23 protein-coding genes are annotated in these 26,770 nt (G+C 71.2%); 6 read left to right on the top strand and 17 right to left on the bottom strand.

All coding sequences use genetic code 11. From position 1 onward, the window contains the following. Nucleotides 1-10: 10 nt before the first annotated feature. Together PV682_RS08380 and PV682_RS08375 are read right to left on the bottom strand one after the other, a co-directional pair. Nucleotides 11-1,666 (bottom strand): class I adenylate-forming enzyme family protein, encoded by a 1,656-nt coding sequence (locus PV682_RS08380; protein WP_319725673.1) that lies wholly within the window; start codon nucleotides 1,664-1,666, stop codon nucleotides 11-13. Further along, on the bottom strand, nucleotides 1,663-2,427 hold the full coding sequence (locus tag PV682_RS08375; RefSeq protein WP_319725671.1) for an SDR family oxidoreductase: 765 nt from the start codon (nucleotides 2,425-2,427) through the stop codon (nucleotides 1,663-1,665). Before PV682_RS08375 ends, PV682_RS08380 begins: the two co-directional genes overlap by 4 nt. Nucleotides 2,428-2,638: 211 nt before the next feature. On the opposite strand from PV682_RS08375, the gene PV682_RS08370 reads away from it, so the two are divergent. Beyond that, nucleotides 2,639-3,901 carry a serine-threonine protein kinase gene (locus tag PV682_RS08370; RefSeq protein ID WP_319725669.1) on the top strand — a complete coding sequence of 421 codons (1,263 nt, stop codon included), beginning with the start codon at nucleotides 2,639-2,641 and terminating at the stop codon, nucleotides 3,899-3,901. Nucleotides 3,902-3,969: 68 nt separating this feature from the next. On the opposite strand, the gene PV682_RS08365 is transcribed toward PV682_RS08370, so the two are convergent. Then, on the bottom strand, nucleotides 3,970-6,726 hold the full coding sequence (locus PV682_RS08365) for a penicillin acylase family protein (RefSeq protein ID WP_319725666.1): 2,757 nt from the start codon (nucleotides 6,724-6,726) through the stop codon (nucleotides 3,970-3,972). A gap of 231 nt (nucleotides 6,727-6,957) precedes the next feature. On the opposite strand from PV682_RS08365, the gene PV682_RS08360 reads away from it, so the two are divergent. Continuing rightward, complete coding sequence (locus PV682_RS08360) at nucleotides 6,958-7,560, top strand: hypothetical protein (protein WP_055720749.1); 603 nt, start codon at nucleotides 6,958-6,960, stop codon at nucleotides 7,558-7,560. A 146-nt stretch (nucleotides 7,561-7,706) separates the two neighbouring features. Here the strand turns inward: PV682_RS08360 and PV682_RS08355 are convergent, their stop codons facing one another. Next, nucleotides 7,707-8,513, bottom strand: coding sequence for a G1 family glutamic endopeptidase (locus tag PV682_RS08355; RefSeq protein ID WP_319725662.1), 807 nt, complete (start codon nucleotides 8,511-8,513; stop codon nucleotides 7,707-7,709). A gap of 250 nt (nucleotides 8,514-8,763) precedes the next feature. On the opposite strand from PV682_RS08355, the gene PV682_RS08350 reads away from it, so the two are divergent. Continuing rightward, nucleotides 8,764-9,663, top strand: a complete 900-nt coding sequence (locus tag PV682_RS08350) for a helix-turn-helix domain-containing protein (RefSeq protein WP_319725660.1) — start codon at nucleotides 8,764-8,766, stop codon at nucleotides 9,661-9,663. Between the two features lie 111 nt (nucleotides 9,664-9,774). Continuing rightward, entirely contained in the window at nucleotides 9,775-10,842 is a 1,068-nt protein-coding gene (locus tag PV682_RS08345) for an RNA ligase (ATP) (RefSeq protein ID WP_319725658.1), read from the top strand. 76 nt (nucleotides 10,843-10,918) lie between these two features. Here PV682_RS08345 and soxR read toward each other — a convergent pair whose 3' ends face one another. Then, nucleotides 10,919-11,383 carry a redox-sensitive transcriptional activator SoxR gene (gene soxR / locus PV682_RS08340; RefSeq protein ID WP_055720745.1) on the bottom strand — a complete coding sequence of 155 codons (465 nt, stop codon included), beginning with the start codon at nucleotides 11,381-11,383 and terminating at the stop codon, nucleotides 10,919-10,921. Nucleotides 11,384-11,498: 115 nt separating this feature from the next. On the opposite strand from soxR, the gene PV682_RS08335 reads away from it, so the two are divergent. Further along, entirely contained in the window at nucleotides 11,499-11,960 is a 462-nt protein-coding gene (locus PV682_RS08335) for a MaoC family dehydratase (RefSeq protein ID WP_319725655.1), read from the top strand. Nucleotides 11,961-12,020: 60 nt separating this feature from the next. On the opposite strand, the gene PV682_RS08330 is transcribed toward PV682_RS08335, so the two are convergent. From PV682_RS08330 to PV682_RS08320, 3 genes are all read right to left on the bottom strand, one after another. Beyond that, complete coding sequence (locus PV682_RS08330; protein WP_055720743.1) at nucleotides 12,021-12,647, bottom strand: TetR/AcrR family transcriptional regulator; 627 nt, start codon at nucleotides 12,645-12,647, stop codon at nucleotides 12,021-12,023. Nucleotides 12,648-12,755: 108 nt separating this feature from the next. Beyond that, nucleotides 12,756-13,040, bottom strand: coding sequence for a YiaA/YiaB family inner membrane protein (locus tag PV682_RS08325; protein WP_319725650.1), 285 nt, complete (start codon nucleotides 13,038-13,040; stop codon nucleotides 12,756-12,758). Nucleotides 13,041-13,137: 97 nt separating this feature from the next. Continuing rightward, nucleotides 13,138-14,289, bottom strand: a complete 1,152-nt coding sequence (locus PV682_RS08320) for an acyl-CoA dehydrogenase family protein (RefSeq protein WP_319725648.1) — start codon at nucleotides 14,287-14,289, stop codon at nucleotides 13,138-13,140. Between the two features lie 126 nt (nucleotides 14,290-14,415). On the opposite strand from PV682_RS08320, the gene PV682_RS08315 reads away from it, so the two are divergent. After that, entirely contained in the window at nucleotides 14,416-15,075 is a 660-nt protein-coding gene (locus PV682_RS08315) for a TetR/AcrR family transcriptional regulator (RefSeq protein WP_112472855.1), read from the top strand. Here the strand turns inward: PV682_RS08315 and PV682_RS08310 are convergent. The 9 genes from PV682_RS08310 to PV682_RS08270 all read right to left on the bottom strand — a co-directional run bounded on the left by PV682_RS08310 (nucleotide 15,041) and on the right by PV682_RS08270 (nucleotide 26,710). Beyond that, entirely contained in the window at nucleotides 15,041-16,360 is a 1,320-nt protein-coding gene (locus tag PV682_RS08310; RefSeq protein ID WP_319725643.1) for an MFS transporter, read from the bottom strand. The two genes, PV682_RS08315 and PV682_RS08310, sit on opposite strands and share 35 nt — an antisense overlap. A 155-nt stretch (nucleotides 16,361-16,515) precedes the next feature. Then, nucleotides 16,516-17,811: an ABC transporter ATP-binding protein gene (locus PV682_RS08305; RefSeq protein WP_319725641.1), complete on the bottom strand. Its 1,296-nt coding sequence runs from the start codon at nucleotides 17,809-17,811 to the stop codon at nucleotides 16,516-16,518. A 188-nt stretch (nucleotides 17,812-17,999) separates the two neighbouring features. Beyond that, entirely contained in the window at nucleotides 18,000-18,881 is an 882-nt protein-coding gene (locus PV682_RS08300; RefSeq protein WP_319725639.1) for a class F sortase, read from the bottom strand. A 16-nt stretch (nucleotides 18,882-18,897) separates the two neighbouring features. Next, nucleotides 18,898-19,446, bottom strand: a complete 549-nt coding sequence (locus PV682_RS08295; RefSeq protein WP_319726278.1) for a hypothetical protein — start codon at nucleotides 19,444-19,446, stop codon at nucleotides 18,898-18,900. Between the two features lie 164 nt (nucleotides 19,447-19,610). Continuing rightward, the gene (locus tag PV682_RS08290; protein WP_319725637.1) at nucleotides 19,611-20,894 is read right to left on the bottom strand and encodes an MFS transporter; all 1,284 of its coding nucleotides are present in this window, start codon (nucleotides 20,892-20,894) and stop codon (nucleotides 19,611-19,613) included. A gap of 41 nt (nucleotides 20,895-20,935) precedes the next feature. Further along, nucleotides 20,936-22,357, bottom strand: coding sequence for a CitMHS family transporter (locus PV682_RS08285; protein WP_319725634.1), 1,422 nt, complete (start codon nucleotides 22,355-22,357; stop codon nucleotides 20,936-20,938). Nucleotides 22,358-22,510: 153 nt separating this feature from the next. Beyond that, nucleotides 22,511-24,742: a molybdopterin oxidoreductase family protein gene (locus PV682_RS08280; RefSeq protein WP_319725632.1), complete on the bottom strand. Its 2,232-nt coding sequence runs from the start codon at nucleotides 24,740-24,742 to the stop codon at nucleotides 22,511-22,513. Between the two features lie 177 nt (nucleotides 24,743-24,919). Beyond that, a complete protein-coding gene (locus PV682_RS08275) occupies nucleotides 24,920-25,537 on the bottom strand; it encodes a TetR/AcrR family transcriptional regulator (protein ID WP_319725631.1) in 618 nt (205 codons plus the stop codon). 81 nt (nucleotides 25,538-25,618) lie between these two features. Beyond that, nucleotides 25,619-26,710: an IS630 family transposase gene (locus PV682_RS08270; protein WP_319725628.1), complete on the bottom strand. Its 1,092-nt coding sequence runs from the start codon at nucleotides 26,708-26,710 to the stop codon at nucleotides 25,619-25,621. Nucleotides 26,711-26,770 lie beyond the last annotated feature (60 nt).

Genomic DNA, 26,770 nt, shown 5'->3' with positions numbered 1-26,770 from the left:
TTTCTGGGGACTAATCGTTCTCTGCCGTACGGGAACGCAGTTCCCGACGCAGGATCTTCCCACTTGCCGTCTTGGGCAGCTCGGGCAGGATCTCCACCTGCCTCGGGTACTTGTAGGCGGCCAGTCTCTCCTTGCAGTACGCGGCGAGGTCGTCCGGGGTCGCGTCGGCGCCGGGACGCAGGCTGATGTAGGCGCGCACGGTCTCACCCCGGTACCCGTCGGGTACCCCCACGACGGCGGCCTCGCGGACGGCGGGGTGCGTGTACAGGACGTCCTCGACCTCGCGCGGCCACACCTTGAACCCGGACGCGTTGATCATGTCCTTCTTGCGGTCGACGACGTACAGCCACCCCTGCTCGTCCATGAACCCGATGTCCCCCGTGCGCAGTTCCCCGCCGGGGAACGTCTCGGCGGTCGCCTCGGGCCGGCGCCAGTACCCGGGTACTACCTGAGGACCACGCACGACGATCTCCCCGTGCTCCCCGAAGGGCACCTCCGCTCCGTCGTCGCCGAGGATGCGGACGACGGTGTCGGGGCCCGGCAGCCCGACGGCGAGGGTGCCGGAGACGGGGTCGACGGGCGCCTCGTGCTGGGGCGGTACGGAGGCGGCGGGCGCCGTGCACTCGGTGAGGCCGTAGCCGTTGCGGATGTACGGCCCGAAGCCGGCCCGGAACCGCTCGACCAGCGCCGGGGGCACCGGCGCGCCGCCCGAGCTGATGTGGACGAAGGAGGAGAAGTGCTCCCGGCTCGCCCCGGGGTGCGCGGCGAGGGCCATGAACGCCGTGGAGGGGCCGACGGTGTAGTGCGGCCGGTGCTCCGTGAACGCGTCCAGGACGACGCCGGGTTCGAAGCGGTACGTCAGGACGAGGGTGCCCGCGCTGTTGAGGCAGGCGCCGAGTTCGCAGACCATGCCGGTGATGTGGAACAGGGGCGCGAGGGCGTAGTACACGGGCGCGTCCGGCAGGTGCAGCCAGGCGCGCTGGCGGTCGGCGTTGGCCATGAGGTTGCCGTGCGTGTTGGTGGCGCCCTTGGGGGTACCGCTCGTACCCGAGGTGTAGCTGATCAGCCCGATGTCGGCCGGGGTGAGGGCCCGCCCCTCGGGCGCCTTGCCGCCGCGCCGGGCCACCTCGACGAGGTCGTCGGCGTCGGTGGGGTGCGGCTCGAAGCCCAGTACGCGTGTGTCGTACCGCGTCTGGAAGTCCAGTTCGCTCGCGGTCAGCGCGAACCGGACCGGCGAGCCGGCCGCCGTAGCTCTCAGGTACGAGTCCCAGGCGCGCTCCGTGCAGATCAGCGCGGTGGCCTCGGCGTCCCGCAGGACGTGGGCGACCTCGCCCGACTTGTACATGGGGTTGACGGGTACGACGATCGCGCCCGCCTTCCAGGCGCCGAGGAGCGCGAGGACGAAGTGGGGGGAGTTCTGGAGGATGACGGCGACGCGGTCGCCCTGGGCGATGCCCCGGTCGGCCAGGTACCCCGCCACGGAGTCGGTGAGGGTGTCGGTCTCGGCGTACGTGAGGCGTCCGTCGAAGTAGGTGAGGAAGGTGCGGTCGGGGGTCGTGCGTACCGCCTCGCGCAGGGCGTCGACCATCGAGTCCAGCGGGGTGACCGGGGCGCGCTGAACGTCGTCCAGGAGGGCGGTCCAGGGCTTGTCGGCGTACGTCGTCACCGGGCCGCCTCCCACTTGCGCTGGAGGCGGTTCATGGTCGCGAGCCAGCCGTCGGGGTCGGCCGCGCGGCCCTGGTAGTACCCGGCTACCTCCGGGTGCGGGAGGATCAGGAAGCGGTCGTCCTCGATGCCCCGCATGAGGGCCTCCGCCACTTCCGGGGGATCGATCGCGGTGGGCTTGAGCACCAGGTCTCCGGCGCTGCCCGACTCCTCCAGCATGTCGGTGCGTACGCCCTGGGGGCAGATCGCGTGGACCTTGAGGCCCCGGTGGCGGTACGTCAGGGAGAGCCACTCGGCGAAGGCGTACGCGCCGTGTTTGGTGACGCTGTAGGGGGCCGCGCCGACCATCGTGAGCAGGCCCGCCGCCGACACCGTCGACACGAAGCGGCCCTCGCCGCGCTCCAGCCACTCAGGGAGCAGGGCCTGGGCCGCGCGGACGTGCGCCATGACGTTGACGTCCCAGGCCAGGGCCCAGACGGCCTCCCCCGCCGACTCCGAGCCGCCCGAGCCGACGCCGGCGTTCGCGCAGTACACGTCCACCCGGCCGCCGAGCGCCTCGCGGGCCTCGTCCACGACGACCGAGGCGTCCCCTGCGACCGCGATGGCGCCGATCTCGTCCGCCACGGCCTTCGCCCTCGCGCCGTCCAGGTCGTTGACGACGACGCGTGCGCCCTCGGCGGCGAAACGGCGGGCCAGTGCGGCGCCGATGCCTCCTCCGCCTCCGGTCACGACAACTCCGGCACCTCGAACGGCTTCCACCATCGGGTCTCCTTCGACACGACACGTGCGGCTCGGAACGGGTACAGACTAACCAGTCGGTATGTGAGGGGGAAGGGGGGTCGGGAGCGGTGCGGCCCGGTGGGCGGGGTGGGGGTGGCTCCGCTGGAGTACCGGGCGTAGTGCGTGACGTATGGCCAAGTTCCGCCGTTGGCAGGACACTGCGCCCACATCACCCCGGGGGACGGAGGCCGTGATGGCCGGACCCGCAATGACTGTTTCTCCCTACTGGCAGCTCACCTTCGACGCGGACGGGGATGCCGACCCCGGCGAGCGTGATCGGCTGCCGGCCGAGGTCGGGGCCCGGAAGGTCCGGGACCTCGTGTTCTTCTCGCACGGCTGGAACAACGACCGGTCCCGTGCGACCGCGCTCTACCGGGCCTTCTTCGCGCCCTTCCCGCGGCTTGCGCCGAACGCGAAGCTCGGGTACGTGGGCGTCATGTGGCCGTCGATGCGGTTCTGCGACGAACCCATCCCCGATTTCCCGCACTTGACGGCCCGTCAGGAAAGGTGTCTGGACGGCAACACCAAGAGCGCCCTCCTGGAGACCTTCCCCGGCAAGGCGGCCACCGTCGAGCGCATCGCCCTGCTGCTCGACCGACGCCCGCCCGGCGACGCCGGGTTGGCGGAGTTCGGGGAGCTGGTGGGGCGGCTCGTGGACGCCGTGCCGGCGAGGTGCGTGACGGACACGCCGGACGAGGGGGTGCCCGCGATGCTCTCGGAGTCGGCGGCGCAGATGTGCGCGGAGTTCGCCGAGGCGCTCCACGAGGCGGACGGGACACGGGAGTTCTCGCTGCCGAACCCCTGGGACGGCGCCAAGGAGCTGCTGCGGCAGGCGACGTACTACGCGATGAAGCGCCGGGCCGGGACGGTCGGCGAGCGTGGACTCGGGCCGTTCCTGGGCAAGTTGGCGGCAGCCGTACCCGGTGTCCGGGTCCACCTGGTCGGGCACAGCTTCGGCGGCCGGCTGGTGTCGTTCGCGCTGGGCGGGCTTGCTCCCGGCGTGCGTTCGGTGAAGTCCGTGACGCTGCTCCAAGGGGCGTTCTCCCACTACGCGTTCGCGGCGAAGCTGCCGCACGACCAGGGTGCGTGCGGGGCGTTGCAGGGCAAACAGGCCCGGATCGACGGGCCGTTGGCGTGCTGCTACTCCTCGTACGACCAGGCGCTCGGGACGATGTACCCGCTGGCCTCGCGGATGGCGGGGGACGCGCGCGGGGCGGTCGGGGAGCTGCTGGGCGAGAAGTGGGGCGCCATGGGGCACAACGGGGTCCAAGCGGTGCCGGGGACAAGGGCGTTGACCCTCGCGGACGCGCTGCGGGGCCCGTTCCCGGCGTCCGGGTGCGTCAACGTGGACGCGGCGGCCGTCGTCCGCAGGGGCGGTCCCCCGTCGGGCGCGCACAGCGACATCGCGCACCCCGAACTGGCCAGGGTGGTCCTGGCGGCGGGGCGGATCGGCTGAGGCAGCGGGCGGGGCCGGGCACCCGAAGGTGAACCCGGCCCCGCCGTACGGCACTTACCGGTCGGCGCTCATCGGTGTGACGTGAACTCCACCACCTGCTGGTAGGTGGGCCGGTTCTGCCAGCTGATGTTGTAGTGCTTGATGCCTCCGAGGGGGCGCTGGAAGATCGAGTCGGCGCACCACTGGTTGCCGGCCGCGCACAGGGCGTCGCCGGGGTAGACCTGGGCGGCGGTCTTGCCGGCCGCGGTCTTCAGGGTGCTGATGAGGGTGTCGCGGCAGGCGGTCAGGACGCCGCCCCCGCAGTACTTCCGGGCCAGCGGGTCCTGGACGCTCTCACCGAGGACCGACCTGATGTCCTTGTCGACGTAGCTCCACCACCCGTACTGGAAGGAGCTGCCCGCGTGCGAGCCGGTCGGGCCGTGGGCCGCCGAAGGCGCCTCGTCCACGGGGAGGTTGGTGGTGATGGCGTTGAACAGGCCGCTGCCGAGGCCGGGTTGGAACTCGGCCTGCACGAGGAGCGGCCACCACGCGTCGAGGATACGGATCGCGTCGGCGTCGGCGTACGTCTTGGAGCCGGCCGAAGTCTCCGTGCGCTTACCGCCGTTGGCCAGCCAGGTCTGGAGCTTGGTGACCGCGGCGGCGGCCGTCGGGTCGGTCACCGCGGAGCTGTTGACGACCTTGAGGAGGTCGGGGAGGACGTCCTCGGCGCGCAGGTCGGCGAGGGCCGCGTCCGCCATCGCCTTGGTGAGGGAGGCACGGGTGACGCCGCCCGCCGCGACGAGCTTCTTCACGCGGGTCTCCAGCAGGTTGCCGCGGTGCACCGAGCCCTCGCCCCAGGGGGCGCTGGTGTAGTCCTTGGCCTGCTTGTTGTTCCAGGAGATGTAGTAGTCCTGGTCGACGGACTGCGGGTGCTGCGAAGAGGGCGTGTAGTCGGCGGTGTTGGTGGTGGGGTTCCAGTTCTTCCAGTCGTACGCCGCCTGCGCCCAGACCGGGAACTCGGCGTCGACGCCGCTCGCGCGGACCGGGTTGTCGCCGGAGTTGTAGTACGCGGTGTGCTGGGAGTCGGCGTAGAACCAGTTGAAGGTGTAGTTGATGTGCTGGACAGCCTCCTTGAAGGTGTCCGGGCCCTTCACGAAGCCGGGGTCGTTGAGCATCTGGAAGCCGATGATCGAGTCGGCCTCGTGCAGGTAGGAGGAGCGCAGGGTGGTGTAGGCGACCTTCTTGCCGCCGACGGTCGCGCGGTGGGTGACGGGGCCGTACTTGGTGCGCCACACGCGCATCGTGTACGAGCCGGCGGCGGTGCCGTCGGCGGTCGTCGGCTTCCACGCGTTCTTCTGCTCGACCTTGTCCATGGCCGTACAACTGCCGTGGTACAGGTAGTGGTAGTCGTCCTGGCAGAGTTCGACGGCGTACGTGTCGATGATGTCCTGGCCGGACGTCGTGGCACTCCAGGCGTAGTCCTGGCCCCTCCCGAGTTCCACGTACATGGAGAGACCTGCGAACGACGCGCCACGGGCGCTGATTCCGGGACCCTGGATCTCCTGGAGAAGGAGGAGCTGTGGAGCGAAGTAGCCGGTCTGGGGGCCGAAGACGGCGACGGGGTGGCCGCTGGCTGTGTGCGCGCCGCTGACGACGAGGGCGTTGGACATGCCGCGCTTGGCGGAGGTCGTCGCGGCGGCAGCGGCGGAGGCGGCGGGGCCTCCGGTGCCGGTCGCGTCGTAGATCAGCGGTTCGGCGGCGACCGTACCCGCGTCGGGGAGCGCCGCGCCCTGGGGGTTCGCGGGCTTCGTGGCGTACGGGAAGCTCTCGCCGTTGTGGACGGTGAGGACGGCCTCGGCGTCGTTGCGCTGGCGGAACGACTCCCAGACCTTGGTGCCCTCGGTGACGCCGTACTGCTCCTGCGCGGCGAGCAGGGAGATCGCGTTGTTGACCTCGCCGCCGCCCCCGGAGCCGAAGAGGGCGCCGATGACGGACGCGAGCGCCACCATGTCGGTGATCTTGAAGTGGTCGATCGTGCCGGCGTTGGTGACCGAGTCCTTGTGCCCGGTGAGGACGTACTCGCCGGGGAAGTAGCGCCCGCTGTCGGAGGCGTCGATGTAGGCGTTGATGCCGTCGAGGTAGGCGTTCACGTCGGCGAGGGCCTGCTGGCCGCGCGCCCCGCTGGTGGCGACGGCGTTGTCGATCTGCGCCTGGAGATCGGCCTCGGTGTAGGGGGCGTTGCGCCAGAACTGCTGCTCAAGGCCCTGGTTGGAGGGGTCGCCGCCGGCGAAGCCGGTGAGCTGGCCGCGGCCGACGTGGCGGAAGACGTCCATCAGCCACAGCCGGTCCTGGGCCGCCGCGTACCCGGCGCCGAACTCGGTGCCGTACCGGGTGGTGCCGGTGATGTGCGGGACGCCGGTCTTCTTGTCGCGGACGATCTTGACGTCGGTGCGGCCGGCCGGCTGGAGGGTCGAGGCGACCTGGCCCGCGGGCACGCCGAACGACGCGTCGTTGAAGAAGGTGTTGATGGTGGCGTTGGTGAGGGCGGGATAGCCCTTGGCCAGGTTGTTGTACGGGCCGAGCTGGTCCTCGGCGTGCTCGGGCTGGGTGCCGAAGGCCTGGTTGAGGATGATCTGCGCGAGGGTCGCGTTGCCGTTCTGACCGGGCGGCAGGATGTCGGAACACTGTCCGCCGCAGTAGTCGTTCGGTTCGGCCGCCTCGGCGGTGGCGACCTGGGTGAGTGGGGACAACAGACCGGCGAGGAGCGCGCATACGGTCGCGCTCTTCAGGAACCCGGGGAATCTGCCGGGAGTTCTCAGTCTGTCGAGGGGAGTTCGCCGTGGCATGTGCAGCTCCTAGCGACGGGGGTGGCCGGAAGGTTACCGCCGGTATCCCCGGGATTGAAGATGAACATGCGTCAAGTTTTTCCCGGCTTCTTACCTCGACGGGAACTGTCCTGAAATCGGATGGAGCCGAATCGAGAGTCGATACGTCTATTCGACGACGTCGCGCGAGTTCGGCGCGGCGGCGCCGAAGTGACCGAAGTACAGGTGCAGGTGTGACGGAGGTGCAAGGCGATGGCAGGTTTCCGGAGTCTGGCGAGACAGGCGCGCGATCCGCGCAGCGATCTGGCGCTGCGGCGCTACTCGCTGCGCAAGTGCCTTGAGCGGTTCGCCCCTTACGGGCACAGGGCGACCTGGGACCACCTCTCCTCGCGGGCCGGGTTCGGCCCCGAGGACCGCTCTCCCGACCCGGCGCGGCTCGTGGCCGCACTGGAGGAGCTGGAGGAGGCGCGGACGGTGTGGCTGGCGTACGAGGCGGGTTTCGCCGAACGGCGCAGGAAAGAGAAGCACGACGGACTGCGCAGGCCCGGCAGTTTCGACGACTGGCACCGGCTGACCTGGGGCGGGTTCGGCGTGGCGTGGTGCGACGACCCGCGGCTGCACCCCCGTGAGCCGCTGGCCGAGGTACTGCGCCGGCTGATCGCCGCGCTGGAGCGGGAACCGGGCGAGAGTTGCCCGGTGTGCGGTGGTGAACGGCTCCTGTGGAAGTACGACCTCGACCACGAGCCGTCGGCGGGACCGGTCTGCACGGACTGCGGCATATTGGTCCCGCGTCCGGTCCTCACGCCGGAGGCGCTGGCGTTCGCGCGCCGGGGGCGGCTGCTGGTGTCGGCGTAGTACCCGAGTGATACCCGAGAGGGAGGCGGGGGTGCGACGGGGATGCCGCACCCCCCTGATTCGGCGCGACGCCGGTTCAGTACGGCGCCGTTCAGTACGGCGCCGGTTCGGCGCGACGCCGGTACTACCCGTGTACTACCGGTGGGTCACGCCGACTTCCACGCCACCGAGAACGCCCCGCTGGACAGCGAGCCCGGCTGCGCGCGGACCGTACCGCTGCTGTTGGTCATCGTGATCTTGTCGGGCGAGGCGTTGTCCAGCGCGGAGCCGTTGGCCTTCGCGCCCGTGAAGCCGACGCTGCCGAAGTTGGCCAGTTTGGCGAGCGAGCCGTCGACCTCGGGCGCCTCGGCGATGACCTCGGCGGAGGCGTTCTGGAAGTCGGAGGAGCCCGCGTCGGTCTGGGACTTCGTCCACCCCTGGGTGGAGTCCTTCAGAGTCATCGTGAAGTTGCTGCCGTTGTAGGTCACGGTCGCGGTCAGCTTGTCGCCGCCCTTGACGGTGACGTCGTCCCACGCCGTCGAGGCGGCCGGCAGGACCTCCCACCAGGCGCCGTACACGGCCCGGCCGTTGATGCAGTCGGCCTCGGTGCCGGTCTGCTCCAGCGCGTCGTTGCCGTCGCCGTCGAGGCCGACCCAGAACGAGGAGTACGTGGTGGCCGAACCGCAGGTGACCGTCGGCTGGGTCCAGGAGGTGGTGACGGAGGTGAAGGCGCCGGAGGAGCCGGTGGCCGCGTACCCGGACCAGTTCGTGGACGTCTCCGAGGCGTTGACCTTGCCGGAGTGCTTCAGCGCGCCGTGCAGGGCGTGGTTCTCGTGGCTCTCGATGGACTGGGTGAGCCGACCCGTCGCCTGCGCGGCGGTGGTCTGCGTCGCCGCGAGCGCCGGGGTGGCGAGGGCGGCGGTGAGGGTGCCCGCTGCGAGGACGGCGAGGCTCGCGGACCTGATGCTGGACATGAACTCTCCATGTTTCCGGGGGAGGTGGGGGGACATGCGGCGGTGGTCAGCAGCTTCCGTGAGCCCTCATGGGCATGGCAAGAAGTCCGAGTGCGTTCAGTCCTGCGGGAATTGAGGGGCAATACGACCGAAACGGCGACCAGGAGAAGGTTTTAGCTTCGGGCGGTTTCGATCAAACAAGCGGAAACTTTGATCAAACATCCGGACGGCGGTCTTCCGCTCCGCGGTGCGCCCGGGCGGAGACTGGGGGATGCACGGCGAGAGACCGTTCCACGAGGAGCTGCGGGCCGCCATCGCCGCCAGCGGCCTGAGCCTGGACCGGATCCACGAGCGGCTGCGGCTGCGCGGGGTCCCGGTCTCCGCGGCGACCCTCAGCTCCTGGCAGTCGGGCCGCCACCAGCCCGAACGGCGGCGCTCCCTCTCGGCGTTGGCGGCCTTGGAGGACGTCCTGTCACTGCCGCCCGCCAGTCTCAGCGCCCGGCTGGCCCCGCCCCGGCCGCGTGGCCGGTGGCTGCCGCCGGGCGACGGGCTCCCCTCGCTCGACCGGGCCTGGCCGCTCGGGGACGCCCGGGACGCCGTCGACGTCCGGTGGGACTCCTCGCTGACCCGGCTCAGCTGCCACAACCGGGCCGAGGTCGACGGGCAGCGGCGGCTGCGGTCGCTGTCCAGCCGGCGGCTGCTGCGGGCGGAGGCCGACGGGGCGGACCGGTGGATCGCCCTCTACCGGCTCGACTCCCCCGGGCCGCTCCCCCTCGTCCGGCTCGCCGAACCCCTGCGGCTCGGGACCGTCGTCGAACTCCCCGAGGAGGGGCTGATCGTCGCCGAGATGCTCTTCGAACGGCCGCTCGCGCGAGGGGAGACGGTCATCGTGGACTACACCGTCGAACACCGGGAGCCCCGGCCGGTGACCCGGCACATCGAGACGGCCATCCATGTCCCCATGCGGGAGCACCTGTTGGAGGTGCGGTTCGATCCGCGGGCCCTGCCGTACGCCTGCTACTCCTACCGGACCACGGGACTTGAGGGGGACGGCAGGGGCGCGCGGTTCCGGCGGGAGCAGCGGCTGCGGGTGGACGCGGCGGGGGTGGTGCACGCGGTGGCGCTGGGGGCCGGGGAGTGCCGGTTCGGGATCCGGTGGGTGTGGGGGTGAAGTGGGGTTCGCACAAAGGCCGTTGACCGTAGCAGGCCGAAAACGGGTCGCTCCACCCCATTCCCGCAAGGACAGTTGGGGCCGATGAAACCGCATCCGTAGGAGCACCCCATGTCGACGCTGCGCGTCACCGCCGAAGTCCTGACCGTTCACGAGCATCCGAACGCCGACGCCCTTGAGCTGGCCCAGGTGGGCCTGTACCGCGCGGTCGTCGCCAAGGGGGCGTACCGGACCGGGGACATCGCCGTGTACATCCCCGAACAGGCCGTGCTTCCGGCCGGGTTGATCGAGGAGCTGGGGCTGACCGGGCGGCTCGCGGGCGGGAAGGCAGACCGGGTCAAGGCGGTACGGCTGCGCGGGGAGCTGTCGCAGGGGATCGTGTGCCGGCCCCGCGCGCTGGCGGGGGTCGACCTGGCGCGGGCCGCCGCCGAGGGGGCCGACTTCGCCGCGGCGCTGGGCATCACCAAGTGGGTGCCGCCGATCCCGCCGACGATGAGCGGGGACGTGGAGCCGGCGCCCGACCTCGTCCCCTGGGTGGACATCGAGAACATCCAGCGCTACCCGGACGTCTTCACGCCCGGAGAGGCCGTGGTCCTCACGGAGAAGCTGCACGGCTCGGCCTGCCTGCTGACGTACGTCGCCGACGAGGAGCGCGTGTACGTCTCCTCCAAGGGGTTCGGCGCCAAGTCCCTGGCTCTCAAGGAGGACCCGCGCAACCTGTACTGGAGAGCCGTACGCGGTCACGGCGTCCCCGAGGCCGCCGCCCGGCTCGCCGCGCGGCTGGGCGCCCGGCGGGTGGGGATCTTCGGGGAGGTGTACGGGGAGGGCGTGCAGGATCTGTCGTACGGGGCGGACGGGCGGCGCGAGTCCCTCGGGTACGCGGTGTTCGACGTGGCCGCGGAGGTCGACGGGGCCGTGCGGTGGCTGGACGCGGGGGCGGTGCTGGAGGGCGAACTGCCCCTCGTACCGCGGCTGTTCGAGGGGCCGTACGACCCTGGCCGGGTGCTGGCGCTGGCGACCGGCCGGGAGACGGTGTCCGGGAGGGAGCTGCATCTCCGGGAGGGGGTCGTGATCCGGCCCGCCGTCGAGAGGTACAGCCCCGTCGTCGGGGGGCGGGCCATCGCGAAGGCGGTGAGTCCGGCGTATCTGACGCGGAAGGGCGGGACGGAGTACGAGTGAGGGACGCCGGGCGGGGCTTCGGGGGTACGTCCGGGGAGGTGGCTCCTGAGGGGTAGCCCCGGAGGGGTAGTCCCCCCTACCCCTCCCGGTGTTCCACCACCAGCCGGGAGCCGGTGAGGCGGTTGCCGAAGACGTCGTCGGGGTTGGACAGGACGCAGGTGTCGAGGGAGAGGCAGCCGCAGCCGATGCAGTCCGTGAGGTGGTCGCGCAGGCGGTTCAACTGCTTGATGCGCTCGTCCAGTTCGGAGCGCCACGCCTTCGACAGCCGCGCCCAGTCCTCCCGCGTCGGCGTCCGCTCCTCCGGCAGCTGGGCCAGCGCCTCCCTGATCGTCGCGAGCGGTATGCCGACCCGCTGGGCCGCCCGCACGAACGCCACGCGCCGCAGGGTGTCACGGCCGTACCGGCGCTGGTTCCCGGAGGTGCGGCGGCTGGCGATCAGCCCCTTGGCCTCGTAGAAGTGCAGCGCGGACACGGCGACACCACTGCGCGCCGACAACTGGCCGACGGTCAGCTCTTGGACGTTCTCGTGGATCTGGGGCACACGTCCAGCCTAGTGGGGCGAGCGCGCCTGATCCGGTCCGTTGACAGGGTCCCACCGACCGACCATGCTAAGCAGTTGCTTAGATATCGGGACTTCGCAGCGAGAGGCCGGGACCATGGCAGAGCCGAGGATCTTCACGTCCACCGACGAGCTCAAGGCGGCGGTGGGCGAGCAGTTGGGGTACAGCGACTGGGTGGAGGTCGACCAGAAGCGGATCGACCTGTTCGCCGAGGCCACCGGGGACCACCAGTGGATCCACGTCGACCCCGAGAAGGCGGCGGCCGGGCCGTTCGGCACGACCATCGCGCACGGGTACCTGACGCTGTCGCTGCTGCCGCTGTTCGGGCCCCAGCTCATCCAGGTCGACGGCGTGAAGATGGGCGTCAACTACGGCACGAACAAGGTCCGTTTCCCCGCGCCCGTCCCGGTCGGCTCCCGGCTGCGCGCCACCGCGCGGATCAGCTCCGTCGAGGACGTCCAGGGCGGGGTGCAGATCACCCTCGCGTTCACGGTGGAGCGCGAGGGCGGCGACAAGCCGGTGTGCGCGGCGGAGTCGGTGTCGCGGTACTACCTCTAGAGGGCTACCTCTCAGGGGCTACACCCGCAGAGCTACCCCGCGGGAGCTACCCCCGGAGGGCTACTTCGGTGCCCCCACCATCCGCAGTACGAGGTCGGCGTACAGCTCGCCGACCTCCTCCGGTGTCCGCGTCCCGTTCACGTTGAACCAGCGGGCGACATCCACGCACAGGGAGAGGATCGCGAGCGTCGTCCCGCGTACGTCGATGACGTCGAACTCCCCCGAGGCGACCCCGTCGTCGAGGATGCCGCTCACCTCCGCGTTGACCTCGCGGCGCAGGGCGACGATCTCGGCGCGGGCGTCGGGGCCGAGCGCGTCGAGCTCGTACTGGACGACCCGGGCCGTCGTACGCCGTACCGCGTGCCAGCGGACGAAGGAGCTGACCGCGTCGGCGAGGCGGTCGGCGGCGCTGCCCTCGCGGCGGGCCGCGGTGCGCAGGATGCCGAGCGCCTTGTCGTGGCCGATGCGGCTGATGCGGTGGAGGAGCTCCTCCTTGGTCTTGTAGTGGATGTAGAGCGCGGCCGGGCTCATGCCGGCGCGGCTCGCGATGTCCCGGGTGGTGGTGGCGTGGTAGCCGCGCTCGGCGAACGCCTCGACCGCGGCGACGAGCAGACGCCGGGCCGCGTCGGGCGTGACCTCTTCCCACGGCTCGGCCTCGCCGCCGATCGTGTCCTGCGCCGTACTCATCGCTCACCGACCCTTCTCACAGACAGTCGCCCCACCATACCGCCGAAGGTGAGCGGGCGCTTAGCCGGGCCGGTCGGGGCGGTGTCCACGCGCGGAGTCTGCCCGCGCTCAGAGCTTCTCGAACGGGTCGTGCTCGGCGAGGAGCTTCTCCAGGCGGGCCTGGTCCACGCGGCCGACGATGCTGCTGGCCTCCTGGCGGTCGCGGATCACCTTGGCGAGGGTGAAGCAGGACGTCACCAGGTAGAGGACGGCGATCGCGAGGAAGGCCCGGACCCAGGCGTCGGCGCTGAGCTGGTAGATGCCGACGGCGGTGGCCGCCATGGCGACGGCGAAGGAGGCCACCGCCTGGCCGTAGAAGGCGGCGGTGCTCTGCTGCTTGGGTGTGTCACTCATGGGGACGAGTCTCGGCGGACGTGGCCCGCGCCACATCCGCCGTCGTACTCAGGAGGTACTCAACCAAGGGGGACCTGAGGGGGACCCGAGGGGGACCTCAGAAGGCCGATACCCCGGTCAGGGCCCGCCCGATCACCAGCTTCTGGATCTGGCTCGTCCCCTCGTACAACGTCATCACGCGCGCGTCCCGCAGCAGCTTGCCCACCGGGTACTCGTCGATGTACCCGTACCCCCCGAACACCTGGAGCGCGTTGTTCGCGGCGCGTACGGCGGCCTCGGAGGCGAAGAGCTTCGCCTTGGACGCCTCGGTGGCGAACGGCAGCCCCCGGTCGACGAGATCGGCGACGCGCCAGGTCAGCAGGCGGGCGGCGTCGACGTCGACCGCGATGTCGGTGAGCAGCTCCTGCACGAGCTGGCGGCCCGCGATCGGCGTACCGAACTGCTCGCGCTCCCCCGCGTACCCGACGGCCGCGTCCAGCGCGGCCTGCGCGATCCCGACGCAGCCGGCCGCGACGGACATCCGCCCCTTGGCCAGCGCCGACATCGCGACGGAGAACCCCTTGCCCTCCTCGCCGACCAGCGCGGACGCGGGAACGCGGACGTCCTCGAAGACCAGCTCGGCGGTGGCCTGGCCGCGCAGCCCGAGCTTGCCGTGGATCGTGCGGCGGGTGAGGCCGGGGGTGTCGGTGGGGACGAGGAACGCGGAGACGCCGCGATGGCCGGGCGCGTCGGTGGAGCGCGCGAAGAGCAGGACGACGTCGGCCCACGTGCCGTTCGTGATGAACATCTTGGTGCCGTTGACGACGTATGTGTCCCCCTCACGTACGGCCCGGGTGACGAGGTTGCCCGCGTCGGAGCCGGTGCCGGGTTCCGTCAGCCCGAAGCACCCCAGGTATGCCCCGGACGTCAGACCTGGGAGCCACTCCCGCTTCTGCTCCTCGCTCCCCCACCCGGCGATCGTCTTGGCGACGAGGCCGAGGGAGACGGAGACGATGCCGCGCACCGAGGAGTCGCCGCGCCCCAGTTCCTCGGTGACCAGGCAGTACGCGAGGTGGTCGCCGCCCGAGCCGCCGTACTCCTCGTCGATCGTGAGGCCGAGGAAGCCGACCTCGCCGAGTCTCTTGACGATGCCCCGGTCGACGGCCTCGGCGCGGTCCCAGTCGCGGACGTGCGGGGTGATCTCGCGGGCGACGAAGTCCCGGGCCAGGCGCTGGACGGCGGTCTGTTCCTCGGTGAGTTCCAGGTTCACGGTGCCGCTCCCCGATCTGTCCGGCAGTTCCGGCACCGGTTCCGGTTCCGGTTCGGTCCCGGTTCCGGTTCCGGCACCGGTTAATTACCACTGCTAGTTTTCTGGCGCAGCCCTACTATGAACGCCATGGCCCGACCGCACAAGCCCTTGCTGAGCACCGAACGGATCGTCGCCGCGGCCGGGGAGCTGATCGACGCGGAGGGGCTCGCCGCGCTCTCGACACGCCGGCTCGCCGCCGAACTCGGCGTCAGCGGACCCTCGTTGTACAACCACTTCCGCACCAAGGACGAGATCGTGGAGGCGGTCGCGGACGCGGTGAGCGCGCGGGTCGACCTGTCGATGTTCGAGGACGGCCGCGACTGGCGCACCGCGCTGCACGACTGGGCGACGTCGTACCGGGCGGCCCTGAGGGACCACCCCAACATCGTCCCCGTACTCGCCCAGGGCCCCGGTCGTAGACCCGCGGGACTACGCGTCGCCGACGCGGTGTACGGCGCGATGGTCCGGGCCGGGTGGCCCGCCGCGCAGGCGACGTCCGTCGGGGCGCTGATGCGGTACTTCGTGATGGGGTCGGCGCTGGGGTCGTTCGCGGGCGGGTTCGTGAAGGACCGCGGCGCGTACGACCCCGCCGACTACCCCCACCTCGGCCAGGCGCACTTGCTGGCCGAGCAGCAGGAGAAGGTGGACGAGCGGGCCTTCGAGACGGGGCTGACGGCTCTGCTCGACGGCCTGGAAGGGCAGTTCGGCCGGCTCAGCGCGAACGGGCCCGGTCCGCAAGGACCTTGATGGAGACCAGGGCGATCAGCGCGAGGCCGATGATGTACGCCGAGACCGACATCGACGTACCCGTCGTCTCCAGGAGCAGCACCATCACGAACGGCGCGAGTCCGCCGCCGGCGACCGCCGCGATCTGGTAGCCCAGCGAGGCTCCCGTGTAGCGCATCTCCGGGGTGAACAGCTCGGCGAACAGGGCGGCTTGGGGGCCGTACATGATGCTGAGGAAGCAGCCGGCGACGAAGGTCGAGACGGCCAGCCACAGCAGCGAGCCGGTGTCGATGAGGAGGAACATCGGTACGGCCCACAGGGCGATGCCGGCCGCGCCGAGCGCGTAGATCCTGATGCGGCCGACCTTGTCGGAGAGGGCGGCGGAGGCCGGGATCAGGACGAGTTGGGTGAGGCTGACGCAGAGGGAGACCGTCAGGACGGCGCTCCTCTTCATATCGAGGTCGCGGGTCGTGTAGTCGAGGACGCCGGTGATCAGGATGTAGAACGTCGCGGTGTTCACGGCGAAGGAGCCGCCGGCGAGGAACACCGTGCCGAGGTGGTGGCGCAGGACCGTGCGCAGCGGGGAGCCCTGCTCGGACCGCTCCTTCTTCGCCAACTCCCGCTCCGCCGCGCGGAATTCGGGGGTCTCCTCGACATGGCGGTGGATGTACCAGGCGAGGCCGAGGACGAACAGCCCTATGACGAACGGGATGCGCCAGCCCCACGCCTCGAACGCGCTCTCGCTCGTGAAGGCGCCGGCCAGCAGGAAGACGGAGTTCGCGCTCACCACGCCGATGGGGACGCCGAGTTGGACGAAGCTGCCGTAGATGCCGCGCTTGCCCTCCGGCGCGTACTCGGTCGCCAGCAGCATCGCGCCGCCCCACTGGGCGCCGACGGCGATGCCCTGCACGACGCGCAGCAGCACCAGCAGGATCGGCGCGGCCACGCCGATCGTGTCGTACGTGGGGAGCAGCCCGATGGCGGTCGTGGCGACCCCCATCAGGGTCAGCGCCAGGACCAGCATCGGTTTGCGGCCCCGCTTGTCACCCAGCTGCCCCGCGACAATCCCGCCGATCGGGCGGGCCAGGAAGCCGACGGCGAACGTCGCGAACGCGGCGAGGATCCCGGCGGTGGAACTCCCCGACGGGAAGTAGAGGTCTCCGAGCACCAGAGCGGCGGCGATCCCGAAGACGAAGTAGTCGTACCACTCCACGGCCGAAGCGAGCGCGGCAGCCGTGGCGACCCTGCGGTGGGACGCCGGGCGGGTAGGGGTGGTACGGGGGTGAGCGGTGGGGAACGTGTCCATGCGTGCACACTCCGGGGGGTGCGGGGGACGTTCCCGGGAACATACTGACCGGACGGTATGGGGTCAACGGGGTGGACGGGAAACGGGGTGCATGACCTGTTCGGGCGTGGGGAGCCAGCCCTCAGGGAGTACGCCCGGATCGTCGGGCGGGGCGGTCACTCCGCCAGGTCCGGGAGGTGGGCCGGGGCCGGGGAGATGCGTTCGCCCTGGGGGGCGAAGACGAAGAGGTGGGCGAGGTCGACGAGGAGGGGGAGTTGGGTGCCGGGGCGGAGGTCCAGGGCGGGGGTGGTGCGGACTATCAGGTCGCCGGGTACCTGAGGGGTACGGGTAGGGGGTGGGGGCGTCGGGGGTACGGGGTGGGGGCGTAAGCGGGTCAGGAGTGGGGGTGTTCTGCGGCGGCGCGGTGGGTGGAGAGGTACGGGGCGGGGGGATTCCAGGGTGGGGACCTGGGCCGGGGTCGAGCCCGTGTCGAAGTGGGCCAGGACCTCGTGGCCCTGGAACTCGACGTGCCGGACCAGGCCGGTGATCAGGGTCTCGCCGGGGCGTGCCGCTCGGCCGGGGGCGATGCGGATCGCCTCGGAGCGCAGGCCGACGATCACCTCGCGGCCCTGCTGGACGCGGAGCAACTTGTGCTCCGGGGACAGGGGTTCGGGCAGCCGCAGCGCCTGTCTGCCGAGGCCGACCGACATCGCGCCGTCGAGCGGGGCGCGGACCACGCCGCGCAGGAGGTTGATCCGGGGCGTGCCGATGAACGCGGCGACGAAGACGTTGCGCGGCAGGGCGTAGACGTTGCGCGGCGTGTCCACCTGCTGGAGGACGCCGCCGCGCAGGACGGCGACCCGGTCGCCGAGGGACATCGCCTCGGCCTGGTCGTGCGTGACGTACAGGGTCGTGACCCCCAGCGCCGTGGTCAGCTGCGAGATCTCGGCCCGTAAGTGGGTGCGGAGCTTCGCGTCGAGGTTGGAGAGCGGCTCGTCCATCAGGAACGCGGAGGGGTGGCGGGCCAGCGCCCGGCCCATCGCGACCCGCTGGCGCTCGCCGCCGGAGAGCTGCGAGGGGTAGCGCTCCAGCAGGTCCTCGATGCCCAGCATCCGCGCGGTGGCGTCCACTTGGGGCGAGGGGTCCACGCTCGGCGAATCCATCCGCAGCGGGAAGCCGATGTTGGCGCGGCCCGTCATGTTCGGGTACAGCGCGAAGTTCTGGAACACCATCGCCATGTCCCGCCCGGACGGCGGGAGTTGGTTGGCGTACGCGCCGTCGAGCAGCAACTCCCCCTCGGTGATGTCCTCCAGACCCGCGATCATCCGCAGCACGGTCGACTTGCCGCACCCGGACGGGCCGAGCAGCACGAGGAACTCCCCCGGTTCGACGTCCAGCGTCAGCCCGTCCACGACGCGGACGCCCTTCGCGTACACCTTGCTCACGTCGTGCAGAGAGATCGCGCGTGTCATGAGACTCGTCCCCGGCGCTCGGCCGTCCCCCACGGGTCGTACGGGACGGGTGAGCAAGGGAAGCTAACGGACCGTGCGCCGGTGGGGGAAGGGATCGGGCGGCACGGTCCGAGGGGTGAGAAAGCGGACGTCCGGATTCAGTGGGGCGGGGCGCCGGCCGACCGGTCCGGGGTGCGCGAACCGCCTGCTCAGCTCCCGCGCACGCCCGTGAGACGCGCGAACACGACCGTGTTCCCCGAGTACCCCGTACGCCGGTCGTACCGCCCCGCGCACGTGATCAGCCGTAGCTCCGCCCGCCCCCGGTCCCCGTACACCTCCCGGTCGGGAAAGCTCTTCTTGTCGTACGTCGTGACCGTGTCGACCGTGTAGACGGCGGTCCGCCCGTCCGCGCGGCGTACCTCCACGAGGTGACCCGGGGTGAGCTCCTTGAGCCCGGCGAAGACGGCGCCCGCGGTGTCGGTGTCGAGGTGTCCCACGGCGACGGCGGTACCGGAGCCGCCGGGCGCGGGGCCGCCGGTGTACCAGCCGACGAGGTTGGGGTCGTCGCCGGGCGGCACGGTGAGGCGGCGGGCGCGGTCGAGGGACAGGGGCATGACGGGGGCGTCGACGTCGAGGTAGGGGATGACGAGGCGGGTGGCTCTGGAGGGGGACGGGTAGGGGGTGGCGTCCCGTGCGCCGGACGCCTTTCCCGGGTCGGCGCCGGAGGCCGGGGGCACGCTTCCCGCGCCCGGACGAGGGGGCGGGCCCGCGTTCCCGCCGCCGGGGCGCGCGGCCGACGAGGCGCTCCCCCTGCCGGAACCGGAGCCCGAGGGCCCGTTCCCCGCACCGGCGCCGGACTCCGCGAGGACGCTCTTCGCGTCGGCGCCAGGAACATGCGCGGCGCTCACCGTCGGCGGCTCCGGATCGCCCGCCCACCACACACAGCCCGTCGTCAGCGCGGCGGCCACCACGAGCGTGCGGGTGAGGCGATAGGCGCGGGTGCGGTACCAGGGGCGTACGGGGGGACGCCGCCGTCCCCGTGGGCCGGGCCCGGCGCCCGGGGAAGCGAGGGCGCCGGGGAACGGGGGCACGCGTACTGCTCCGGAGCTACGCGGCACCGTGCGGGCGACGGCGGAGCCGGAACCAGGCCACCGCGCCGACCGCGGTGACGCCGACGGCCGCCGCGCCGGTCAGCGGGCTGAAGGCGTCGGCCTTGGCGAGCCCGCCGCCGCCCGCGGGGGGACCGCCGTTGGGACCGCCCGGACCGCCCGGCGGGGGGCTGCTCGGCGGGTTGGTGGGCGGGGTGTCGGGGCAGTCGACCTTGAAGACCTTCATCTTGCCCGCGCCGTTGCCGTCGACGATCTTCCAGGTCAGCTTGTACTGCCCGGTCGGCAGCAGCAGGTTCTCGGTGACGCCCGCGCCGCCCGTCAGGGTGAGGGAGTCGGAGAGCGTGGCGGTGGAGCCGGACTGTCCGCCCTGCGGCTGGATCGTCCAGTCGATGCCCTGGGCGGTGTCGAAGTTGAAGGCGTCCAGGTAGAACCGGCAGACCTTCGGCTGGTTGGCCTGGGCGGCGATCGCGGTGTCCACCATGTGGACCTTGATGTCGCCGTTGTCACCGGGTGCGGCGACGGCGGCCGTGGCTCCCAGGAGTGTCATACCTGCGGCGGCGAGGGCCGTCAGGGCGGCGGCCCCATGGGAGGGGTACGGGCGAGAGAGATACCTGCGGGTCACACAGTCCTCCGAGTCGGATGATTGTCATCTTTTTCGGAAGCCTGTGCCCATGGCGTACGAATCGGGCGGGAGCATCGCCGTACGGGGCGTCAGTCCTCACTCTTACGGCTCAGCGAGAGGCGCCCCCGCCGCCGGGGAGGACGGTCCCTCTCAGGTACCTCGCTCTCAGGTGCCTCGCTCTCAGGTACCCCCTCTCCGTCCCCCCGAGGTTTCGGTGCCCGCAGCACCACCCCCGACGACAGCAGCAACAGCACCCCCAGCATCAGGAACGGCGCGGCGACCCCGGCGGCGCCGGCCATCAGACCCGCCCCGGCGGGCGCCGCGACCTGCGCGAGCCGGTTGCCGGTCAGGCGCAGCGCGAGGGCCGTCGAGCGGGCGGAGGCGGGGGCCGCCTGGACGACCGTCGTCATCGACAGGGGCTGGCCGACGCCGAGGCAGAAGCCGAGCGCCGCGAGGACCGTCCCAAGTACCCACACCGGTACGGGAATCGCGATCGCCGCACACAGCAGCGCGGCCAGCAGACAGGTCAGGGTGAGGAGCCACGTACGGCCGAGCAGCCGCAGCAGCGGGGTGAGGATCAGGCGGCAGGCGATGGAGGCGGCGGCGCGCAGGCTGAGGAGGAGGCCGACGGCCGTAGGAGAGATGCCGCGGTTCTCGCCGACGACGGGGAGGTACGCGGTGAGGATGTCCGTCGCGGAGAGCACCGACATGCTCACCAGCATCCCCGCGGGCACGCCCCGGGTCCGCAGGATCCCCGTCACGGACACCCGATCGCCTTGCCGCGCACGGGACTTGGGGACGGTCCCCCGGTCCTCGATCCGCCACAGCGAACCGACCGCGACGGCCGCGCCCGCCCCGGCGGCGAGCAGGGCGAGCGCGCTGGTGCCGGCCAGGTCGTCCCCGCCGATGAGGGCACCGGCGGCGACGGGTCCGGCGAGCTGGCCGAGGGAGGCGCCGATGGTGAAGTGCCCGAAGTTGCGGTCCTGTTCGTGCGGCGCGGACTGCCGGGCCACCAGCGACTGCGCGCCGATGACGAAGCTGAGGTGCCCGAGCCCCATCACGCCGCTCCAAAGAGCCATCGCCCACAGGGAGTTCGCGGCGCCGCTGAGCGCGCAGCCGCCCGCGATGAGGACGACGCCGGCCGGCAGCAGCGGGGCGCACCGCCCGTGATCCGTACGGCGGCCCAGCGGGACCGCGGCGAAGAGCGGCAGCAGCGCGTACACCCCCGCGATGACGCCGACCGCCCGCTCGTCCGCGCCCAGCGCGAGGGCCCGGTAGGAGACCGCGGGCCGGGCCATCGACACCGCCCCCTGCGCGAAGGAGAAGGCGACGACGAGCCTGAGCAGCCAGCCGCGGTTCCCGCCGGGCCTCACAAGTACCTCCAGATGTACGCCGGTTGAGCCAGGGTCCTGCGCTAGATGATCCCGAAGAGCATGCCCGCCGCGAGGATCACCAGGCAGGTGAGGCAGGCCCACTTGACGACGAACCGGGTGTGGTCGCCGAACTCGACCTTCGCCATGCCGACGAGGACGTAGACGGCGGGGACGAGCGGGCTGGACATGTGCAGCGGCTGGCCGACGAGGGAGGCGCGGGCGATCTCCAGGGAGGAGACGCCGTGCGCCTGGCCGGCCTCGGCGAGGACGGGCAGGACGCCGAAGTAGAAGCCGTCGTTGGACATGAAGTAGGTGAGCGGGAGGCTCAACAGGCCGGTGACGAAGGCCATGTGGGGGCCCATGCCGTCGGGGATGTTGTCGACGAGCCAGCGCGCCATGTGGTCGACCATGCCGGTGCCCTTGAGGACGCCGGTGAAGACGGCGGCGGCGAAGACCATGCCGGAGACGTTGAGGACGTTCTCCGCGTGGGCGGCGAGGCGGGCCTTCTGGTCGGGCATGTGGGGGAAGTTGACGGTCAGGGCGAGGGCCGCGCCGAGCAGGAACAGCACCGGGATCGGCAGCCACTCCATGATCATCGCGGTGAGGAGGGCGACCGTCAGGAGCGCGTTGAACCAGTACAGCTTGGGGCGCAGGGTGGGGCGGTCGGGGTCGAGGACCCGGAAGCCGTCGTCGTCGGAGTCCTCGGGGTCGTGCGGGTTCTCGGGGAGGGAAGCGTTGCTCTTGCCGCCAGCCGCAGTACCCGTAGTACCCGTAGTACCCGTAGTACCGGCGCCCACCAGCACCGTCTCCGTCTCCGTCTCCTTGACCAGCACCTCGTCCAGCGTCAGCACGCCGAGCCGCTTGCGCTCGCGGCGGCCGAGGACGTAGCTGAGGGCGATCACGAAGACCAGGCCGACGGCCAGCGCCGGGATCATCGGGACGAAGATGTCGCTCGCGTCGAGCTTCAGCGCGGTCGCCGCGCGGGCCGTCGGGCCGCCCCAGGGCAGCGTGTTCATCACGCCGTTGGCCATCGCGGCGACGCCGGTCATCACGACCAGGCTCATCTTGAGCCGCTTGTAGAGGGGGTACATCGCCGAGACGGTGATCATGAAGGTCGTGGAGCCGTCGCCGTCGAGGGAGACGATCGCCGCGAGGATCGCCGTACCGACGACGATCCTGAGCGGGTCGGCCTTGCAGAACTTCAGGATGCCCCGCACGATCGGGTCGAAGAGGCCGACGTCGATCATCACACCGAAGTAGACGATCGCGAACATGAGCATGGCCGCGGTGGGGGCGAGGCCGGTGACGCCGTCGATGACGTAGTCGCCGAGGTGGGCGCCCTTGCCGACGAACACGCAGAACAGCGCGGGGATCAGCACGAGCGCCGCGATCGGCGACATCTTCTTCAGCATGATCAGGACAAGGAATGTCGCGATCATGGTGAAGCCGAGGATGGTCAGCATGAGTTGGATACCTAACGTTCGCCCTTGAACATCCCACCGGGGGCTGGCGGTGCGACGACGTTAGGTGGCGCGCGAGAGTGTTAACAAGACGTTGACACGCGAGCAATAAGCGCAAAACTCCTGGTCAGGTACTAGAGCTCTAGTACTGCGGTATCAGCGGACGGGGTCCAGCTCGACGGGTACGCCGTTGAGGACCGCGTTCCCCGACAGGGGGTCCAGCAGTCGGCCGTCGAGGAGCTGGTTGACGTTGACGCCGGGATCGAGCGCGGCGTGGCTCATCCGGGTGCCGGGGCGGTCGTGGCCCCAGCCGTGCGGGAGGCTGACGACGCCGCGCCGGACCGAGTCGGTGACCTCGACGGGTGCGGTGACCGCTCCCCCGGCGCCCTTGACGCGGACGTACCCGCCGTCGGCGACACCGAGGCGTTCGGCGTCCTCGGGGTGCATGTGCAGGGTGCAGCGGTTCGAACCGCCGGTCAGAGGCGGCACGTTGTGCATCCAGCTGTTGTTGGAGCGCAGGTGGCGACGGCCCACCAGGACCAGTCCGTCGGGGAGTTGAGTCATCGCGCGGGCAAGTCGCGGGAGATCGGCGGCGATCGGCTCCGGGAACAGCTCGACCTTGCCGCTCCTCGTCTTCAGCGGCTGCGGCAGGCGCGGGCGCAGGGGGCCGAGGTCGATGCCGTGCGGGTGCGCGAGCACCTTCTCCAGGGTGACGCCGTCGGGCCGTACGCCGAAGCCGTCGCCGTACGGGCCGAGGCGCAGCATCAGGTCGAGGCGGCGCTCCACGCCGTTCTCGCCGGTGAGTTGACCGGCGAGGTCCTCCGGGTCGCGGCCGTGGGCCGGGGAGTGGGCCTCTTTGACGGCCTTGCCGAGGGTCTGGGCGATGACCATGTCGTCGACGGCGGACGGGTCGGCGCCGTGCATGCCGGTCGCGGCGAGGGTGAGGCGGGCGAGGATCTCGCTCTCGGCCATGCGGCCGGGCTCCAGCGGGATCGCGGCCCGGTTGTAGCGGACCTGCGCGCGGATCGCGAGGGTGTTGAGCGCGAAGTCGTGGTGCGGGCTCTGCGAGGGCGGCGGCGGGGGCAGGACCACGTCGGCGTGCCGGGACGTCTCGTTGAGGTAGGGGTCGACGCTGACCATGAACTCCAGCCCGGACAGGGCCTTGTCGAGCCGGTCGCCGTCGGGCGCGGACAGCACGGGGTTCGCGGCGACCGCGATCAGCGCGCGGATCGGCTCGCCCTCCGCCGTCGCCGTGTCGATCTCCTCGGCCAGCGCGGAGAGCGGCAACTCGCCCTTGGCCTCGGGATGTCGGCTCACCCTGGACCGCCACCGCCCCAGCGCGAACCCGTGGCTCGGGCCCGCCGGGCGCGGGGTCCTGTCCGTCGCCGCTTGCGGGAAGAGGGCGCCGCCGACGCGGTCGAGGTTGCCGGTGAGGATGTTGAGGACGTCCACGAGCCAGCTCGCGAGCGTGCCGTACGGGACCGTGCAGCTGCCGATCCGCGCGTACACGGCGGCAGTTGGGGCGGCTGCGAGGTCCCGGGCGAGCGTACGGATCGTGTCCGCGTCGACGTCGCAGGCGGCGGCCACGGCGTCGGGGGTGAACTCGCCGACGGCGTCGCGGAGTTCGGCCAGGCCCTGGAGGTGCGGGGTCAACTCCCCGGTCTCCACGAGGTCTTCGGCGAACAGGGTGTGCGCCATCGCCGCGAGCAGCAGGGCGTCCGTACCCGGGCGGATCGGGACGTGGCGGTCGGCGAGCTTCGCGGTGCGGGTGCGGCGCGGGTCGATGACGACGAGGGTGCCGCCGCGCGCCTTCAGCGCCTTGAGGCGGCCCGGGAAGTCGGGGGCCGTGCACAGACTCCCGTTGGACTCAAGGGGGTTGGCGCCGATCAGCAGGAGGTGGTCGGTGCGGTCGAGGTCGGGTACGGGGATGGCGTTCGCGTCGCCGAAGAGGAGGCCGGAGGAGACGTGCTTGGGCATCTGGTCCACCGTCGAGGCGGTGAAGTAGCTGCGCGTGCCGAGGCCGGCGAGCAGGACGGGCGGGTAGAGCGCGCCGGCGACGGTGTGCACGTTGGGGTTGCCCAGCACCACGCCGACCGAGTCGGCGCCGTACCGCTCGACGACGCCGCGCACCCCGGCGGCCACGGCGTCGAACGCCTCCGTCCAGGTCGCCTCCCGCAGTTCGCCGTCCCGGCGGACGAGTGGCGTCCGCAGCCGGTCGGGGTCGCCGTCGAGCGCGCCGAAGGACGCGCCCTTGGGGCACACGAAGCCCTTGCTGAACACGTCGTCCCGGTCTCCCCTGGCCCGGGTGACCGCGGTCCCCTCGATCGTGAGCGTCAGACCGCAGGTGGCCTCGCACAGGGGGCAGACACGCAGGGCGGTTCGGGACACGGGTCCTCCCGGAGAGGCGACGGCTTCGGCGCGGGTACTGGTACGCGGGTACTAGTACGCGGGTACTAGTACGTGCGTAGTGCTACTCCGAGCGTACCGACCGGTAGGTATTACGGGGAGTCCTTTGGGGCTGGTCCTTGAGAGGGAGGGGGCTACGACGCCCCCGGCCCGGCTCTCTCAGTCCAGCACCCGCGCCAGATACGCCCGCAGCAGCTGCCGCGTCTCCTCGATCACCTGCTCGTCCCCCTCGGGGGACAGGCGGAAGGCCAGGTGGACGAGGGTGTCGGCGGTCTCGACGGCGATCAGGAACGTACGGCGCAGGTCGTCGTCCGGCGTCCGGTCGAGGTACGCCGAGAGGAGTTCCGTGAGGCGGTCGGCGACGCGCGTGTTGGGCTCGGCGTGCCGGGAGCCGACCGGGATCTGGTTGCCGAAGTCGACGAGGGAGAAGCCGGGGGCGGTACGGGTCATCTCCAGGTACTCGTCGAGCACCGCGTCCATCGCCGCCCGCCAGTCCCCCGTACCGGCCCGCGCGAGGCGCTCGGTCACCCGGGCGGAGTACCTCTCCAGGTTGCGCTGGGCCAGCGCGTCGGCCATCTGCCGCTTGTTCCCGAAGAAGCGGTACACCGAGCCGATGGGCACACCGGCCCGCTGAGCGACGGCCCGCGTGGAGAGGTCGTCGTAGCCCACCTCGTCGAGGAGGTCCGCGCACGCGTCGAGGATCCTGGTCAGCCGTTCCGCACTCCGGCGCTGGACGGGCGCTCGGCGCAGCGATGTCGCTTGAGGCACGGAGTTCATGATGCCTTTCCGCCGGTGGCCGGGGTACCCCGCTCCTCGGGACGGAACGGGCCGCCGGCCACGCTCGGCCGCGCGGGGGTGCTAGTGTCCTGAGTCGGGAATTCGGTTCAGATATCCGGCGAGGCGTTCGAGGATCTCGTCCGCGGTCTTCGTCCAGACGAACGGTTTCGGGTCTTCGTTCCACATCTTGATCCAGGTGCGGATGTCCTTCTCCAGGGCCTGGACGTTCTTGTGGACGCCTCGCCGTATCTGCTTGTCGGTGAGCAGGCCGAACCACCGCTCGACCTGGTTGAGCCAGGAACTGCTGGTGGGGGTGAAGTGCACGTGGAAGCGCGGGTGTGCGGTCAGCCACCGCTGGATGGCGGGTGTCTTGTGCGTCGAGGCGTTGTCACAGATCAGGTGCACGTCCAGCCCGTCGGGCACCTCCTTGTCGATCCGCACGAGGAACTTCCTGAACTCCACGGCACGATGCCGGCGGTGGATCTGGCCGATCACCTCGCCGGTGGCGGTGTTCAGCGCGGCGAACAGGGTGGTGACACCGCCGCGCACATAGTCATGAGTACGGCGCTCGGGCATCCCCGGCATCATCGGCAGCACCGGTGCCGACCGGTCCAGCGCCTGGATCTGCGTCTTTTCGTCCACGCACAGCACCAGCGCATGCTCGGGCGGAGCGAGGTACAGCCCGACCACGTCACGGACCTTCTCGATGAACTGCGGATCCTTCGAGAGCTTGAAGGTGTTCACCAGGTGCGGCTTGAGACCGAAGGTCCGCCAGATCCGTGAGACTGCCGACTGCGACAGGCCCACCTCCTTGGCCATCGACCGCGTCGACCAGTGCGTGGCGTCCTTCGGTGCGGCTTCCAGCGTCCTGACAACCACTTCCTCGACCTGGTCGTCGGAGATCTTCCGAGGCCCGCCCGGACGCGGTTCGTCGGTCAGGCCGTCCAGCCGGTCCCGCACGAACCGGGCCCGCCACCGGCTCACCGTGTGTGCCTCGACGCCCAGCCGGTCCGCAACATCCTTGTTGGTGGCACCCGTTGCGCTCTCCAGCACGATCCGGCACCGCAGGGCCAGCGCTTGAGAGGAAGTCCGGCGCCTGGCCCAGCGGGCCAATGTCTCACGCTCGTCGTCGGTCAGCACCAGCTCGGCCTTCGGCCGTCCCGTCCTCGCCATCCGGCCATCATGCCGAACCAGCACTGACTTACGCAGCGAATTCCCGACTCAGGACACTAG

Source organism: Streptomyces niveiscabiei, assembly GCF_033794345.1.
Taxonomy (GTDB): Bacteria; Actinomycetota; Actinomycetes; order Streptomycetales; family Streptomycetaceae; genus Streptomyces; species Streptomyces niveiscabiei.
Note: the sequence above shows the minus strand (reverse complement) of the source record. Positions and strands in the feature narration are given on the sequence as shown.

What these genes read in the sequence shown, in the direction of transcription:
- PV682_RS08375 (WP_319725671.1), bottom strand. Translation starts at nt 2,427, where the DNA reads ATGGTGGAAGCCGTTCGAGGTGCCGGAGTTGTCGTGACCGGAGGCGGA.
- PV682_RS08370 (WP_319725669.1), top strand. Translation starts at nt 2,639, where the DNA reads ATGGCCGGACCCGCAATGACTGTTTCTCCCTACTGGCAGCTCACCTTC.
- PV682_RS08365 (WP_319725666.1), bottom strand. Translation starts at nt 6,726, where the DNA reads ATGCCACGGCGAACTCCCCTCGACAGACTGAGAACTCCCGGCAGATTC.
- PV682_RS08360 (WP_055720749.1), top strand. Translation starts at nt 6,958, where the DNA reads ATGGCAGGTTTCCGGAGTCTGGCGAGACAGGCGCGCGATCCGCGCAGC.
- PV682_RS08355 (WP_319725662.1), bottom strand. Translation starts at nt 8,513, where the DNA reads ATGTCCAGCATCAGGTCCGCGAGCCTCGCCGTCCTCGCAGCGGGCACC.
- PV682_RS08350 (WP_319725660.1), top strand. Translation starts at nt 8,764, where the DNA reads ATGCACGGCGAGAGACCGTTCCACGAGGAGCTGCGGGCCGCCATCGCC.
- PV682_RS08345 (WP_319725658.1), top strand. Translation starts at nt 9,775, where the DNA reads ATGTCGACGCTGCGCGTCACCGCCGAAGTCCTGACCGTTCACGAGCAT.
- PV682_RS08335 (WP_319725655.1), top strand. Translation starts at nt 11,499, where the DNA reads ATGGCAGAGCCGAGGATCTTCACGTCCACCGACGAGCTCAAGGCGGCG.
- PV682_RS08330 (WP_055720743.1), bottom strand. Translation starts at nt 12,647, where the DNA reads ATGAGTACGGCGCAGGACACGATCGGCGGCGAGGCCGAGCCGTGGGAA.
- PV682_RS08325 (WP_319725650.1), bottom strand. Translation starts at nt 13,040, where the DNA reads ATGAGTGACACACCCAAGCAGCAGAGCACCGCCGCCTTCTACGGCCAG.
- PV682_RS08315 (WP_112472855.1), top strand. Translation starts at nt 14,416, where the DNA reads ATGGCCCGACCGCACAAGCCCTTGCTGAGCACCGAACGGATCGTCGCC.
- PV682_RS08310 (WP_319725643.1), bottom strand. Translation starts at nt 16,360, where the DNA reads ATGGACACGTTCCCCACCGCTCACCCCCGTACCACCCCTACCCGCCCG.
- PV682_RS08305 (WP_319725641.1), bottom strand. Translation starts at nt 17,811, where the DNA reads ATGACACGCGCGATCTCTCTGCACGACGTGAGCAAGGTGTACGCGAAG.
- PV682_RS08295 (WP_319726278.1), bottom strand. Translation starts at nt 19,446, where the DNA reads ATGACACTCCTGGGAGCCACGGCCGCCGTCGCCGCACCCGGTGACAAC.
- PV682_RS08285 (WP_319725634.1), bottom strand. Translation starts at nt 22,357, where the DNA reads ATGCTGACCATCCTCGGCTTCACCATGATCGCGACATTCCTTGTCCTG.
- PV682_RS08275 (WP_319725631.1), bottom strand. Translation starts at nt 25,537, where the DNA reads ATGAACTCCGTGCCTCAAGCGACATCGCTGCGCCGAGCGCCCGTCCAG.
- PV682_RS08270 (WP_319725628.1), bottom strand. Translation starts at nt 26,710, where the DNA reads ATGGCGAGGACGGGACGGCCGAAGGCCGAGCTGGTGCTGACCGACGAC.